General features: G+C 62.3%; 14 protein-coding genes. 12 read left to right on the forward strand and 2 right to left on the reverse strand.

Annotation, left to right across the window (positions count from 1 at the left end; all coding sequences use genetic code 11):
- Positions 1-6: 6 nt before the first annotated feature.
- A complete protein-coding gene (locus M2394_RS26175) occupies positions 7-600 on the forward strand; it encodes an LON peptidase substrate-binding domain-containing protein (protein ID WP_178919384.1) in 594 nt (197 codons plus the stop codon).
- Here the strand turns inward: M2394_RS26175 and M2394_RS26180 are convergent.
- Entirely contained in the window at positions 594-1,910 is a 1,317-nt protein-coding gene (locus tag M2394_RS26180) for a bifunctional DedA family/phosphatase PAP2 family protein (protein ID WP_259175097.1), read from the reverse strand. The genes M2394_RS26175 and M2394_RS26180 overlap by 7 nt on opposite strands.
- Positions 1,911-2,014: 104 nt before the next feature.
- Positions 2,015-2,698, reverse strand: a complete 684-nt coding sequence (locus M2394_RS26185; RefSeq protein WP_178919386.1) for a DNA-3-methyladenine glycosylase — start codon at positions 2,696-2,698, stop codon at positions 2,015-2,017.
- A gap of 175 nt (positions 2,699-2,873) precedes the next feature.
- Between M2394_RS26185 and M2394_RS26190 the strand changes: the two genes are divergently transcribed.
- From M2394_RS26190 to lipB, 11 genes are all read left to right on the forward strand, one after another.
- Positions 2,874-4,139 (forward strand): glutamate-5-semialdehyde dehydrogenase, encoded by a 1,266-nt coding sequence (locus tag M2394_RS26190; RefSeq protein ID WP_259175098.1) that lies wholly within the window; start codon positions 2,874-2,876, stop codon positions 4,137-4,139.
- Positions 4,139-4,783: a nicotinate-nucleotide adenylyltransferase gene (gene nadD, locus M2394_RS26195; RefSeq protein ID WP_176998534.1), complete on the forward strand. Its 645-nt coding sequence runs from the start codon at positions 4,139-4,141 to the stop codon at positions 4,781-4,783. The genes M2394_RS26190 and nadD overlap by 1 nt, the downstream gene beginning before the upstream one ends.
- 69 nt (positions 4,784-4,852) lie before the next feature.
- Positions 4,853-5,347: a ribosome silencing factor gene (gene rsfS, locus M2394_RS26200; protein WP_010206793.1), complete on the forward strand. Its 495-nt coding sequence runs from the start codon at positions 4,853-4,855 to the stop codon at positions 5,345-5,347.
- A gap of 9 nt (positions 5,348-5,356) precedes the next feature.
- Entirely contained in the window at positions 5,357-5,824 is a 468-nt protein-coding gene (rlmH, locus tag M2394_RS26205; RefSeq protein ID WP_003176297.1) for a 23S rRNA (pseudouridine(1915)-N(3))-methyltransferase RlmH, read from the forward strand.
- Between the two features lie 15 nt (positions 5,825-5,839).
- A complete protein-coding gene (mrdA, locus tag M2394_RS26210; protein WP_178919389.1) occupies positions 5,840-7,738 on the forward strand; it encodes a penicillin-binding protein 2 in 1,899 nt (632 codons plus the stop codon).
- 31 nt (positions 7,739-7,769) lie between these two features.
- On the forward strand, positions 7,770-8,873 hold the full coding sequence (rodA, locus tag M2394_RS26215; RefSeq protein WP_050442794.1) for a rod shape-determining protein RodA: 1,104 nt from the start codon (positions 7,770-7,772) through the stop codon (positions 8,871-8,873).
- A gap of 17 nt (positions 8,874-8,890) precedes the next feature.
- Positions 8,891-9,901 carry a lytic murein transglycosylase B gene (gene mltB / locus M2394_RS26220; protein WP_259175101.1) on the forward strand — a complete coding sequence of 337 codons (1,011 nt, stop codon included), beginning with the start codon at positions 8,891-8,893 and terminating at the stop codon, positions 9,899-9,901.
- Positions 9,901-10,899: a septal ring lytic transglycosylase RlpA family protein gene (locus M2394_RS26225; RefSeq protein ID WP_176998531.1), complete on the forward strand. Its 999-nt coding sequence runs from the start codon at positions 9,901-9,903 to the stop codon at positions 10,897-10,899. Before mltB ends, M2394_RS26225 begins: the two co-directional genes overlap by 1 nt.
- Before the next feature lie 184 nt (positions 10,900-11,083).
- Positions 11,084-12,241, forward strand: coding sequence for a D-alanyl-D-alanine carboxypeptidase family protein (locus M2394_RS26230; protein WP_176998530.1), 1,158 nt, complete (start codon positions 11,084-11,086; stop codon positions 12,239-12,241).
- Between the two features lie 84 nt (positions 12,242-12,325).
- On the forward strand, positions 12,326-12,607 hold the full coding sequence (locus M2394_RS26235; protein WP_025858241.1) for a DUF493 domain-containing protein: 282 nt from the start codon (positions 12,326-12,328) through the stop codon (positions 12,605-12,607).
- A complete protein-coding gene (lipB, locus tag M2394_RS26240; protein ID WP_176998529.1) occupies positions 12,607-13,254 on the forward strand; it encodes a lipoyl(octanoyl) transferase LipB in 648 nt (215 codons plus the stop codon). The genes M2394_RS26235 and lipB overlap by 1 nt, the downstream gene beginning before the upstream one ends.
- Positions 13,255-13,279: the final 25 nt, after the last annotated feature.

Consider the following 13,279-nt stretch of genomic DNA (forward strand, 5'->3'; position numbering starts at 1 on the left):
ACCTTTATGAGTCTGGCGCTGTTCCCGCTCAACACTGTGCTGTTCCCGGGTTGCACCCTCGACCTGCAACTGTTCGAAGCGCGCTACCTGGACATGGTCGCGCGCTGCATGAAAAAGGGCGAAAGCTTCGGCGTGGTGTGCATCCTTGACGGCAGCGAAGTGGGCATGGCCCCGGACGGCTACGCGTTGATCGGCTGCGAAGCGCTGATCCGCGACTTCAAGCAACAGGACAACGGCCTGCTGGGCATTCGTGTCGAAGGCGGGCGGCGTTTTCGTGTACGCGACGCCGGTGTGCAGAAGGACCAATTGTTGCTGGCCGAGGTGCAATGGCTCGAAGAGCTGCCGGACCAGCCATTGGAAGAAGAGGACGCCGACCTGCTGGCGTTGCTCCAGGCCCTGGCTGAGCACCCGATGGTGGCCTCGCTGGACATGGACGCCCATGCCGATGGGCAGCAAGCCTTGGGCAATCAGCTTGCCTACTTATTGCCCTTCACCGAGGCCGACAAGATCGACCTGCTGCAACTCGACGACCCACAGCAGCGCCTGGATGCGATCCAGATGCTGCTCGATGAGTTGCAGGGCGAGTTGTTCACTCAATAGGCATACCGTAGCAGGGCGTGGGGCGTGCCGGTGAACGCGATGAACCCCAGCACCGCGACCAGCGCCGGCAACAGCAGCCACCAGGCTTTTTGCGACAGGGCCGGCAGCGGGCTTCGATACTGGCTCACCCCCAGGCTGAACGCGCACACCGTCATCGCCAACAGCGTGCCGGCCAGGATGTCCGTGGGCCAGTGGGCGCCGAGGTACACCCGCGACAGCGCGATGAAGGCCGCCGGAATACAGCCCAGCAGCATCCAGGTCAGGCGCAGCCGGATGGGTTGCCCGCGACCGGCCAGTACGGCCAGTGCCAGAAAAAACGCGAACGCGCCGGAGGCGTGACCGCTGGGCATGCTGAAACTGGTCAGCGGGTCGGTGAGGATTTCCGGGCGGCCACGGGCGAAAAACAGCTTGGTCCCCGTGTTGATCACCGCCGCGCCGGCGAGGGTCGCGCCGACAAACAGCGCATGCCGCCATTGCCGCGCCAGTAGCAGCAGGCCGGTGAACACGGCGCTGGCCACGAACATCTTCTTGAATTCACCCAGCTGGGTGATGCGCACCATCACCTCGTCCAGCCAGGGGCTGCGGTGTTCTTGCACCAAGGCACTGAGGCCCTGGTCGAAGTCATTGAGATGGGGGTAGCCGATAAACAGGGCGATCAACATCGTCAGGCTGGCGCAGCCAATCCACAAGGTGGCGCGACGATGGCCGCGCAGGCTACTGTTCAGGCTCAACCCCACGACTACCGCGATACAGGCCGCAACGATGCCAGCCTCCGGCCAGAAACCCTCGGGCAACGGCAGGCGGAACGCGGCGCCGGTCGCCCAGCCGGGCAGCAGATAGGCTACCGACCAGCCCGCCGCTGCGACGATGCTCACCGCCACGAAGCGCGGTAAGGGCATGTCGCACATGCCGGCCACCATGGGCAGCATTGGCCGTAGCGGGCCGATGAAGCGCCCGACCAGCAGGCTGGCAATGCCGTATTTGTGGAAGTAGGTTTCGGCGCTGTTCATCCATTCAGGGTGGTGACGAAGGCCGGGCAGGCGCCGGATGTTCTGATGGAAATGTCGCCCCAGGTAGTAGGACACCGCATCACCCAGCAGCCCGCCGAGAAAACCCAGCAGCAGGGTTTCGCTCAAGGACAGCGCACCGCTGCCGGCGAGGGCGGCAATGGCGAACAGCAATACCGTGCCTGGCACGATCAGCCCTGCGATGGCCAGGCATTCCACACAGGCGACGATGAAGACCGCCACCGCCAGCCATTCGGGGTTCAGGGTCAGCCAGCCGGTAATGCTATCGAGCCATTGGCCCATAAAACGTCTCCATGTCTGCAATACAAAATCTGATACGGCGTAAATCAACTGTGGGATCTGCTGTGTTGCGGATATCGATTTCCAGCAAACGCAGTCGTTTCAATTCAAATTAGAAAATAGTCGCGGCCTTCGACCTGGCCCCGGCGCAGCGGGTTCCGGGTGCAGTAAGGCGCGTAGCCCGCATCGACAAAGCGGTACATCAGCTGTTCATCGCGCCCGCTCGGAATGCCCAGGCGGGTGGTCTGGATGATCTGGCTCGGGGTCTGGCCCACGTCTTCCACGTAGAACAATTCCTGGTCGAAGCGCTTGGCGTCCCACATCGGCACTTTCAAACCCAGCGCCTTACACAGCAGGGTTTGGCCGGCACACAGCTTTTGTGATGGGCGCGGGCTGCCGTTGGCACCGGGGTTGTTCAGCAGCATCTGCGCCAAACTGGCCGGGCCGGACGTTTCATCGACCCACGGATACGCCGACTTGATCAGCACGGCGTTGCCCGGGCCCTGGGCGCTGAAGTTCAGCGAATCGCCGCCACGGGCGTAGTACATGTAGATATGGCCGCCATCCAGAAACAAAGCCTTACGCTTTTCTGTGTAGCCGAGCGAGGCGTGGCTGCCTTTTTCGGCCAGGTAATACGCTTCGGTTTCAATAATTCGCGCCGAAAGCCAGAGATCGCCTACGCGATGGCGGACGATTTTTCCGAGCAGATCCCGGGCGAGCAATTGCGCGTCGCGGTCGAAGAAGCTGTCGGGCAGGGCGCTGGCGGGCACTTGGGGGGCAAAACTGGACATGGCAGTCAGGGGTTAATACGGCTAAATGTGACGGAATCATAACAACTCCCACCTTAATTACCGCTGAAGCCCAGGTTTTTACAGTTCATTTCGACCATCCGCCCCTCACCGCTGTCAGTCGAGCGGCGTCACAGCTATAATCTGCCGCTTTCCTCCCTGCCAAGACTCCCTGACCATGACTGAGTCCGTTCTTGACTACATGACCCGCCTGGGTCGCGCTGCCCGTCAGGCCTCGCGGTTGATCGCCCGTGCGAGCACCGCGCAGAAGAACCGCGCCCTGCTGGCGGCCGCCGACGCTCTGGATGCTTCGCGCTCCGAGCTCTCCGCCGCCAACGAGCAAGACCTGGCCAACGGCCGCGCCAATGGCCTTGAGCCAGCCCTGCTGGACCGCCTGGCGCTGACTCCGGCCCGTATCGACGACATGATCGAAGGCCTGCGTCAGGTGGCCAAGCTGCCTGACCCCATCGGTGAAATCCGCGATATGCGCTACCTGCCGTCCGGCATCCAAGTGGGCAAGATGCGCGTGCCCCTGGGCGTGATCGGCATCATCTATGAGTCGCGCCCGAACGTGACCATCGACGCCGCGAGCCTGTGCCTCAAGTCCGGCAACGCCACCATCCTGCGTGGCGGCTCCGAAGCCATTAATTCCAACCGTGCCATTGCCGCCTGTATCCAGCAGGGCCTGGCCGTGGCCGAATTGCCGGCCGAAGTGGTGCAAGTGGTCGAGACCACTGACCGTGCCGCCGTTGGCGCACTGATCACCATGCCGGAATTCGTCGACGTGATCGTGCCGCGCGGTGGCAAGAGCCTGATCGAGCGCGTCAGCCGTGATGCCAAGGTGCCGGTGATCAAACACCTGGACGGTGTGTGCCACGTGTATATCGACATCGCGGCCGATATCGACAAGGCCATCCGCATCGCCGACAACGCCAAGACTCACCGCTACGCCCCGTGCAACACCATGGAAACCCTGCTGGTGCACGCGGGCATTGCCGAGCGCGTGTTGCCTCCACTGGCGGCTATCTACCGTGACAAGGGCGTGGAACTGCGCGGTTGTTCACGCACCCGTGCGCTGCTGGGCGCGGACGTGATCGAAGCCACCGAGCTGGACTGGTACACCGAATACACGGCGCCGATCCTGTCGATCAAGATTGTCGACGACCTGGACGAGGCCATCGAACACATCAACACCTACGGCTCCAAGCACACCGACGCCATTGTTTCCGAGCATTTCAGCGATGCCCGGCGTTTCCTCAACGAAGTGGATTCCGCTTCGGTGATGATCAACGCCTCGACGCGTTTTGCCGACGGTTTCGAGTACGGCCTGGGGGCGGAGATCGGTATCTCCACCGACAAGCTGCACGCCCGCGGCCCGGTCGGCCTGGAAGGCCTGACCAGCGAGAAGTACGTGGTGTTCGGCGACGGTCATGTGCGCACTTGATGGGTAAACGCATCGGGCTGCTCGGCGGTACTTTCGACCCCGTGCACATTGGCCATTTGCGCAGTGCCCTGGAAGTCGCGGATGCCCTCGCGCTGGACGAGTTGCGGGTGATGCCCAACGCTCGGCCGCCGCACCGCGATACCCCGCAGGTGTCACCGCAACAGCGCCTGGAAATGGTGCGCCTGGCAGTGGACGGCATTGCGCCGTTGGTGGTGGACGACCACGAACTCAAGCGTGATAAACCGTCCTACACTGTCGATACCCTGGAAGTGATGCGCGCTGAAATGGCCGCGGATGACCAGTTGTTTCTGCTTTTGGGCTGGGACGCATTTTGCGGCCTGCCCTCTTGGCATCGCTGGGAGGAACTCCTCCAGCATTGCCACATCCTGGTTTTGCAACGCCCGGATGCCGATAGCGAACCGCCGGATGCCTTGCGCAACCTGCTGGCCGCGCGGTCGGTAAGTGACCCCTTGGCCCTGACCGGGCCGAACGGGAATATTGCATTCGTCTGGCAGACCCCGCTTGCGGTGTCCGCCACCCAGATCCGTCAACTGCTGGCCAGCGGTAAGTCGGTACGTTTCCTGGTGCCTGACGCGGTCCTGGCCTACATCGATGCGCACGGGCTTTACCGTGCGTCGAACTGAAAAGGCGCGCTTGAGCGTACGCACAGTCGTACAGCGAGCGCCCGAACATACGAGCAAAACGAGTTTTATATGACGAACAAAGACGTAAGCAAAGTTAAGCGCAAAGGCACGTTCAAAAGCGCTCCGTTGCCAGTAGAAGCCCACACCGGCCCTGAGCTGGCAGGCGAAGAGCTGGTAAAAGTGGCCGTGGCCGCCCTGGAAGACGTGAAAGCCCAGGACATCCAGGTGCTGGACGTACGTGACAAGCAAAGCATTACCGACTACATGATCATCGCCACCGGTACCTCGAACCGTCAGATCGGCGCGATGCTGGACAAGGTCCGCGAAGCCGTCAAAGCCCAAGGCGTCAAGCCGCTGGGTGAAGAAGGCAAGGGCGACAGCGACTGGGTGCTGCTGGACATGGACGACGTGATCGTTCACATGATGACTTCCAACGCTCGCCAGTTCTACGACCTGGAGCGTCTGTGGAAAGGCGCCGAGCAGAGCCGTGCCGCCGATGGCAAGCACCACAGCCCGGAAGTGGGCCACGCGCACTTCGACAAGCTGAACAAAGACCAGGAATAAGGAACGGCTGTGCGCCTGCGTCTGATTGCTGTCGGTTCACGCATGCCCAAGTGGGTGGAAGAAGGCTGGCACGAGTATGCCAAGCGTCTGCCCGCTGAGCTGTCTCTTGAACTGGTAGAGATACCGCTCAATACCCGGGGCAAGAATGCCGATGTGGCGCGCTTTATCCGTCAGGAAGGCGAAGCCATGTTGGCCAAGGTCGGCCCCAACGAGCGCATCGTCACCCTTGAAGTGCACGGCAAACCCTGGAGCACCGAGCAGTTGGCGGTGGAACTGGACCGCTGGCGCCTGGACTCGCGCACGGTCAACTTCATGGTCGGCGGCCCCGAAGGGCTGGCGCCGGAAGTCTGTGCACGGGCGGACCAGCGCTGGTCGCTGTCGGCGCTCACGCTGCCGCACCCGCTAGTACGCATCCTGATCGGTGAACAGCTGTATCGCGCCTGGACAGTCCTGTCCGGGCACCCTTATCACAAATAATCTGCGCCCCTCCCGATGACCCAGCCGATCCGCATCAAGGACCACGAGAAAGACGCACGTCTTGTACGCGCGCGCGTGGTGTTTGGCGCAATCCTGGTGGTGGCCTTGTTGGGCGTGCTGATTGCGCGCCTGTATTTCCTGCAGGTGATCCAGTACGACTATCACTCCACGCTGTCGGAGAACAATCGGGTGCACGTGCAGCCGATTCCGCCGACGCGTGGGCTGATCTTCGACCGCAATGGCGTGGTGGTCGCGGACAACCGACCCAGCTTCAGCCTGAGTATGACCCGCGAGCGTTCCGGCGACTGGCAGCAGATCCTCGATGTGATCGTCGAAGTGCTGCAACTGACGCCGGAAGACCGGGTGATCTTCGAAAAGCGCATGAAGCAGGGGCGCCGGCCGTTCGAGCCGGTGCCGATCCTGTTTGAGCTGACCGAAGAGCAGATCGCCCGGATCGCGGTGAACCAGTTCCGTCTGCCCGGTGTTGAGGTGGTGGCGCAGTTGGTGCGGCATTACCCGCAAGGGCCGCACTTTGCCCACTCCGTCGGCTATATGGGACGGATCAACGAGAAAGAGCTGAAGACCCTTGACCCGGTCAACTACAGCGGCACCCACCATATCGGCAAGACCGGCATCGAGCGCTTCTACGAGCCCGAGCTGCACGGCCAGGTGGGTTACGAAGAAGTCGAGACCAACGCCCGTGGCCGCGTGCTGCGGGTGCTCAAGCGCACCGACCCGGTGCCGGGCAAGGACATCGTGCTGAGCCTGGACATCAAGCTGCAGGAAGCCGCGGAAATGGCCCTGGGTGGTCGGCGGGGTGCGGTGGTGGCGCTGGACCCGACCACGGGCGAAGTGCTGGCCATGGTCAGCCAACCGAGTTTCGACCCCAACCTGTTCGTGACCGGCATCAGCTTCAAGGCGTACGCCGAGCTGCGTGATTCCATCGACCGGCCGCTGTTCAACCGCGTGCTGCGCGGCCTTTACCCGCCCGGCTCGACGATCAAGCCTGCGGTGGCGATTGCCGGCCTCGATGCGGGCGTGGTCACGGCCTCCAGCCGGGTGTTCGACCCGGGCTACTACATGCTGCCCAACTACGACCACAAGTACCGTAACTGGAACCGCACCGGTGATGGCTTTGTCGACCTGGACACCGCGATCATGCGCTCCAACGACACCTATTTTTACGATCTGGCCCACAAGCTCGGGATCGATCGCCTGTCTGCCTATATGGGCAAGTTCGGCCTCGGCCAGAAAGTCTCCCTGGACATGTTCGAAGAGTCCCCTGGCTTGATGCCATCGCGGGAGTGGAAACGCGCGACCCGCCGCCAGGCGTGGTTCCCGGGTGAAACCTTGATCCTCGGGATCGGCCAGGGCTACATGCAGGCCACGCCGTTGCAGCTGGCCCAGGCGACGGCGCTGGTGGCGAACAAAGGCATCTGGAACCGCCCACACCTGGCCAAGACCATCGAAGGCGAGAAGCCGGTGGATGAAAACCCGATTGCCGATATCGTGCTGCGCGACCCGTCCGACTGGACCAAGGTCAACCACGGCATGCAGCAGGTGATGCACGGCGCCCGGGGTACCGCGCGCAAGGCGGCCGTCGGTGCGCAATACCGCATTGCCGGCAAGAGTGGTACCGCCCAGGTGGTCGCGATCAAGCAAGGCGAGAAATATGACCGCTCCAAGGTTCAGGAGCGCCACCGTGACCACGCCTTGTTTGTCGGCTTCGCGCCGGCCGACGACCCGAAGATCGTGGTGGCGGTGATGGTCGAGAACGGCGAGTCCGGCTCCGGCGTCGCAGCGCCCGTGGTGCGCCAAGTGATGGACGCCTGGCTGTTGGCCGACGACGGCAGGCTCAAGCCCGAATATGGCGGCCCCCCTTCAAGTACCGAGGTTACGGCCCGTGAAGAGTAATTTTGACCGCATCCTCTCCAGCGAGGACGTGATGCGTCGCCGTGCAACGTTGCTGCAACGCATGCACATTGATGGCCCGTTGCTGATCCTGCTGCTGACCCTGGCGGCCGGCAGCCTGTTCGTGCTGTATTCGGCCAGCGGCAAAAACTGGGACCTGCTGATCAAGCAAGCGTCGTCGTTCGGCTTGGGCCTGTTGTCGATGGTGGTGATCGCCCAGCTGGAGCCGCGTTTCATGGCGCGCTGGGTGCCGCTGGGGTATGTGGCCGGCGTTTTGTTGCTGGTGGTGGTGGACGTGATGGGCCACAACGCCATGGGCGCGACTCGCTGGATCAACATCCCAGGGGTGATTCGCTTCCAGCCGTCGGAATTCATGAAGATTTTAATGCCGGCGACTATCGCCTGGTACCTGTCCAAGCGCACCTTGCCGCCACAGCTCAAGCACGTGGGCATCAGCCTGATCCTGATCGGCGTGCCGTTCATTCTGATTGTGCGCCAACCGGACCTTGGGACTTCTTTGCTTATCCTCGCGGGCGGCGCCTTCGTGCTGTTCATGGGCGGTTTGCGCTGGCGCTGGATCCTCAGCGTGCTGGCCGCCGCCGTGCCAGTGGCCGTGGCGATGTGGTTCTTCTTTATGCACGACTACCAGAAGCAGCGAATCCTCACATTCCTCGACCCGGAGAGCGACCCGCTGGGCACCGGCTGGAACATCATCCAGTCGAAGGCGGCGATCGGTTCCGGCGGCGTATTCGGTAAAGGCTGGCTGCTGGGTACCCAGTCGCACCTGGACTTCCTGCCGGAAAGCCACACCGACTTCATCATTGCGGTGATGGGCGAAGAGTTCGGCCTGGTAGGCATTTGCGCGTTGCTCTTGATTTATTTGCTGCTGATCGGTCGCGGGCTGGTGATTACCGCCCAGGCGCAGACGCTGTTCGGCAAGTTGCTGGCGGGCAGCCTGACCATGACCTTTTTTGTTTATGTTTTCGTCAACATCGGTATGGTCAGTGGCCTGTTGCCGGTGGTTGGGGTGCCGTTGCCATTCATTAGCTACGGCGGAACTTCGCTGGTGACATTGCTGTCAGCGTTTGGGGTTTTGATGTCGATTCATACGCATCGCAAATGGATCGCACAGGTTTGAATAAGGTGAAGATGTCAATGCAAGTAATGCGCGGCTGGGCGACTCGGCATGCGTCCCTGATGGGCCTGATCGGGCTGCTGGGCGCGACGCAAGAGGCGCTGGCCGGTGACTACGATGGCTCACCTCAGGTCGCCGAATTTGTCGGTGAAATGACCCGCGACTACGGTTTCGCCGGTGAACAGCTGATGGGCGTGTTCCGCGAAGCCCAGAAGAAGCAGGCGATTCTCGACGCCATCTCGCGCCCCGCCGAGCGGGTTAAACAGTGGAAGGAATACCGCCCGATGTTCCTCACCGACGCCCGTGTGGCGCGGGGTGTGGACTTCTGGCGCCAGCACGAAGCCGTGCTGGCCCGCGCCGAGCAGGAATACGGCGTGCCGGCCCAGGTGATCGTGGCCATCATCGGCATCGAAACCTTCTACGGGCGCAACACCGGCAGCTACCGGGTGATCGACGCCTTGTCGACCCTGGGCTTCGATTACCCGCCGCGTGCCGAATTCTTCCGCAAGGAACTGCGCGAATTCCTGCTGCTGGCCCGCGAAGAGCAGGTCGATCCGCTGACCCTCAAGGGCTCCTACGCCGGGGCGATGGGCTTGCCGCAGTTCATGCCGAGCAGCTTCCGTGCCTATGCCGTGGACTTTGACGGTGATGGCCACATCAATATCTGGAGCAACCCCGACGACGCCATCGGCAGTGTGGCCAGCTACTTCAAGCGCCATGGCTGGGTGGCCGGCGAACCGGTGGTGATCCGTGCCGATGTTTCCGGGGAGCGTGCCGATGAAGGCCTGACCCAGGGCATCGAGCCGGCCAAGACAGTCGGGGAGTTGCGGGCGCTGGGCTGGTCGAGTCAGAATGCGCCACGCGATGACATGCCGGTGACGGCATTCCGCCTTGAAGGCGAAAACGGCCCGGAATACTGGATGGGCTTGAAGAATTTTTACGCAATCACGCGTTATAACCGCAGTGTGATGTACGCCATGGCCGTGCATCAGCTGTCAGACATGCTGGTCCAAGCACGGGGCAACAAGTAATGCGGGTATCGCCGATCAAACAACCGCTCAAGCTGGTGGCGTTCGCCGCGTTGTCCCTGCTGGTCGTCAGTTGCTCCACCAGCCGTGGTCCGGCGCAGAAGTCCGGCGGTACGGCCATCCGTTCCCAGCCGGGCCTGGACATCAACCGCGCGCACAAAGACGGCGCGCCGTGGTGGGACGTGGATGTCTCGAAGATCCCGGACGCCACGCCAACCCTGCACACCGGCGCCTACAAGGCCAACCCGTACACCGTGCTGGGCAAGACCTATTTCCCGCTGCAAGACTCCAAGACCTATGTCCAGTCGGGCACGGCGTCCTGGTACGGTACCAAGTTCCATGGCCAGAACACCGCCAACGGCGAAGTGTATGACCTGTACGGCATGAGCGCGGCCCACAAGACCCTGCCACTGCCCAGCTATGTGCGCGTGACCAACCTGGACAACAACCGCACGGTGATCCTGCGAGTCAACGACCGTGGACCGTTCTATTCGGACCGCATCATCGACTTGTCCTACGCGGCCGCGAAGAAACTCGGTTACGCCGAAACCGGCACGGCGCGGGTGAAGGTCGAAGGTATCGACCCGGCGCAGTACTGGGCCCAGCGTGGCAAACCGGCGCCGTTGATGCTCAATGAGCCGCAAACCCCGCAGCCGCAAGTGACGGCGTCGGCGGGCAAGATCGAACAGTGGACCCCGCCGCCAGCGCAGCACGCGCCGGATACGGTGGTCGTGCCCCAGGCAGCGCCGGGCGCCTCCATGGCCGGTGGGCAATACCTGCAGGTCGGCGCTTTCGCCAACCCGGACGCGGCAGAGCTGTTAAGGTCCAAGCTCAGCGGCATGGTCAATGCGCCGGTGTTCATCAGTTCCATCGTGCGTAACCAGCAGACCTTGCACCGCGTGCGCATGGGGCCAATCGGTTCGCCAAGCGAGGTTGCGCAAGTACAGAACAGCGTGCGCCTGGCCAACCTGGGGCAGCCCAGCGTGGTCACCGCAGAATAAGCAGTAGAAGGCTTGATGGCTTGGGCGCGCATGCGGGCCCGGACCTTGGTTGTTGGCTCGTTGAACAATAAAAACCCGGGGGCAAGGGGTGAGCGGGCAACCGAACACGTGACAGTCTGGAAGCGGGCTGTCTGAATAGTTTTGCCCGCGAGGGCAAGTTTCCATAAGCAATTTCGAGAGACGGATGAACATCACCACCTTAGCCAAACGCACGTGCCTGCTTCTTTCGCTGATCATCACCCCGGCCGCCTGGGCGGTTGAAATGGTGCCGGCTTCCCCGCAACTGGCCGCCAAGGCCTGGGTCCTCATGGATGCCGCCAGCGGCAACGTGCTGGTCGAGAACAACGGTGACCAGCGCCTGCCCCCTGCCAGCTTGACCAAACTGATGACGGCCTACATCGCGACCCTGGAAATCCGTCGCGGCCAGATCGGCGAGAACGACCCGGTCACCGTCAGCGAAAACGCCTGGCGCACCGGCGGTTCGCGGATGTTCATCAAGGTGGGTTCGCAGGTGACGGTGAGCGACCTGCTGCACGGCATCATCATCCAGTCGGGTAACGACGCCAGCGTGGCCCTGTCCGAGCACATCGCCGGCAGCGAAGACGCGTTCGCCGACATGATGAACAAAACCGTGGCCGACCTGGGCATGACCAACAGCCACTTCATGAACCCGACCGGCCTGCCGAACCCAGAGCACTACTCGTCGGCTCACGACATGGCGATCCTGGCCCGCGCGATCATCCGTGTCGACCCGGTGCACTACGCCATCTACTCCCAGAAGGAGTTCTTCTGGAACAACATCAAGCAGCCTAACCGCAACCTGTTGCTGTGGCGTGACAAGACCGTCGACGGTCTGAAAACCGGTCACACCGAAGAAGCCGGCTACTGCATGGTGTCGTCCGCCGTACGTGATGGCCAGCGCCTGATTGCCGTGGTCTTCGGCACCAACAGCGAGCAGGCCCGTGCGGCCGAGACGCAAAAACTGCTGACCTACGGTTTCCGTTTCTTCGAAACCCAGACCTTCTACCAGAAGGGCACTGAACTGGCGCAGGCGCCGGTCTGGAAGGGCGCGACGCATCAAGTCAAGGCCGGCCTGGCTGAAGACCTGACCCTGACCATGCCTAAAGGCCAGCTGAAAAAGCTCGCTGCCAGCATGACCATGAACCCGCAACTGGTTGCGCCAATCGCCAAGGGCGACGTGATCGGCAAGGTCGAAGTCAAACTGGACGACAAAGTGGTGCACAGCGCCGACCTGATCGCCCTGGACGCTGTCGACGAAGGTGGCATCTTCCGCCGCGTGTGGGATAGCATCCGTCTATTCTTCTACAGCTTGTTCAACTGATAGTGTGCACCTGCAAAGCCCCGTGTTGATCCGACACGGGGCTTTGCCCGTCGCCACGGCTTACGCTTACGAGGCCGTTACGCCATGACCGATAAAGAAGTAGAAGTAAAGGCGCCAAAGATCGAATTCCCAGTGACGGACTATCCCGTCAAGGTGATCAGCGATACCGGCGTGGGCCGCAAGGACAAGATTCTCGAGATCGTCCGCAAATACGCAACGATCAACGACAACCGCGTGGACGAGCGTCAAAGCTCCACCGGCAAATACACCACGATCCAGTTGCACATCGTTGCGACGGATCAGGACCAGCTCTACAACATCAACAGCGAACTGCGGGCCACCGGTTTCGTGCACATGGTGTTGTGATGTCTCACGTCCTGGGCTTTCGCGAGCTCGGCCGGATGGACTACGAGCCCGTCTGGCACGCCATGCAACGGTTCACGAACGAGCGCGGCACCTCGGCCCCCGATGAGATCTGGCTGGTGGAACACCCGCCGGTGTTCACCCAGGGCCAGGCCGGCAAGGCCGAACACCTGCTGCTGCCGGGAGATATTCCGGTGGTGCAGGTCGACCGAGGTGGCCAAGTGACTTACCATGGGCCCGGCCAACTGGTGGCGTACCTGCTGCTGGATGTGCGCAAGCTGGGGTTTGGCGTGCGTGACCTGGTCACCCGCATGGAGGCCTGCCTGATCGAGCTGCTGGCCAGCTACGGCGTGACCGCTGCGGCCAAGCCCGATGCCCCGGGTGTGTATGTGGACGGCGCGAAAATCGCCTCCCTGGGGTTGCGCATCCGCCACGGCTGTTCCTTTCACGGCCTGGCCCTGAACGTGGACATGGACCTGGCGCCGTTCCGACGGATCAACCCGTGCGGCTATGCCGGATTGGCCATGACCCAACTGAGCGAGCACGCCACACCGATTAAATTTGCCGAGGTTAGTGCCCGGCTGCGTGCGCAGCTCGTCAAACACCTCGACTATGCTGAGCAGACGACCCTTACGGGCGGAATCGACTGATTATGACTACTGATGCAGTGCAAAC

This window comes from Pseudomonas sp. BIGb0164 (assembly GCF_024810135.1).
GTDB lineage: Bacteria > Pseudomonadota > Gammaproteobacteria > Pseudomonadales > Pseudomonadaceae > Aquipseudomonas.